The sequence below is a fragment of the Actinosynnema sp. genome, from assembly GCF_052038725.1.
Genome location: NZ_JBQGCX010000686.1, coordinates 1 through 1,679, shown reverse-complemented (window position 1 = coordinate 1,679; position 1,679 = coordinate 1). Strand labels below are relative to the sequence as shown.

Sequence of the window (1,679 nt, the reverse complement as noted above, 5' to 3'; positions counted from 1 at the left end):
CGTGCTGCGTGCGGTGGCGGGGCGGCCTACCCGGCCCTCACCGCGCGGTCGGGGTCAGCGCGACCAGGCCGCCTCGACCTCGATCTCCACGAGCCAGCCCTGCACCGGCAGGGTGGCGACCTCGAGGTTGGAGCGGGCCGGCCGGGTCTGGTTGGCGTACAGCACCGGGGCGTAGGCGGGCAGCACGGCCCCCGTGGTGCGGCTGACGTTGGCCATGTACTTGCGGTAGGCGCGGTTCCAGCCGTTGTAGTCCCCGCGCGTGGTCCCGGGCGGGGCCTCGACGTAGATGCGCATGAAGTACACGCTGTCGAGGTCCAGCCCCGCCGCCTGCACGTTCTCGCGGATGCGGGCCATGGCGTTGAGGCCCTGCGCCTCGGTGACGGTGACGCCCGCGGGCAGCACCCCCGCCGCGCGCTGCTCGGTGGTGGGGGAGAAGTCCGGGTACAGCTGCGTGAGGAGCGAGTAGTCGATGTAGCGGGCGGGGGTGCCCGCGGGGGCCGCGCTGTTGAGGGCCGCGGGGCCGGTGCCGGCGGACTTGTAGGTCGCGACGGCGTTGCCGATCGCGACGCCGTTGGCCAGGAACGGGTCGGGGTTGACCCCGCCGTTGGCCAGGGCCGGGATGCGGTAGGCGACCTCCCGCGGGCGGGGCATCATGTCGGCGGCCACCGCCGCGCCGGCCGCGCCCAGCCCGAGCCCGGTGGCGAGGGCGGCGGCGACGAGGGTGCGCACCCGCGGCCGGCGGCGGCGGGCGGTGGTGGGGGCGCTGTCGGTGGGGACGCTGTCGGTGGGGGTCTGGTCGACGACGGGCACGGCGGGGCTCCTCGGGGAGGTCGGGGCGGGGGTCTGGGGAGAGGTCGGTCGGGCGGTGCGGCTCATGCGGCGAGCGCCCGGGCGTGCAGCGCGGCGACGCTCTTGCGCGCGGACTCGAAGGCGCCGTGCTGCCACGCGATGACGTGGCTCATGTGGTCGCCCGCGAAGTAGACGTTGCCGGCGGGCTGGGTGAGCCGGCCGTACGGCGTCGAGGGCCCGCCCCGGGTGCCGGAGGGCCAGCTGACCCAGCCGCCCTTCGCCCGCGGCATCTTGTGCCAGGAGACGGTGAACGCGGTCTCCATCTCGGTGCGGTAGGCCGCGCCGTGGATCCGCTCGCCCTGCTCCACCGCGCGGGCGACCCGCTGCGCCGGCGTGAGGTTGCCGAAGGCCACGGCACCGGCCCCGAAGTTGTAGGAGCCGACGACGATGCCCTTCTGGGAGAGGTAGCCGTTCGAGGGGTACCAGATCGTGCCGATGTCGAGGTTGGTGTTGGTGATGCCGCCCATGATGTCCTCGTCGGTCTCCCAGAACCGGCGTCGGTACTGCTGGCCCACCTTGCCCGTGGTCGCGCCGACCGGGACGGCCAGGTCCGCCCTCACCTGGGCGGAGAAGTTGGTGTCGAGGCCGGTGAGCACCAGCGGCGGGATGGTGCAGACGCAGGAGTCGGCCTCCATGCGCCGGGTGGCGTTGCGGTCGCGGAAGGTGACCCGGACGCCGTTCGCGGTGTTCTCGATCCGCTGCACGCTCGCGTTGTAGGTCTCGCGCCGGCGCAGCGCGGCGACGAAGGCCTTCGGGATCGCGTCCATGCCGCCGACCGGCTGGAACATGTTCATGGCCTGGTCCCAGCCCTGCTCGAAGGAGAAGTAGTT

The 1,679-nt window shown here is 73.7% G+C and carries 2 protein-coding genes; both read right to left on the bottom strand.

Annotated features, from left to right (window positions below; all coding sequences use genetic code 11):
• Window positions 1-54 precede the first annotated feature (54 nt).
• Complete coding sequence (locus tag ACTUAL_RS14490; RefSeq protein ID WP_440900609.1) at window positions 55-810, bottom strand: Rid family hydrolase; 756 nt, start codon at window positions 808-810, stop codon at window positions 55-57.
• Between the two features lie 62 nt (window positions 811-872).
• Window positions 873-1,679: flavin monoamine oxidase family protein (locus ACTUAL_RS14485; protein ID WP_440900608.1), on the bottom strand; the 807-nt coding region annotated here is incomplete at its 5' end.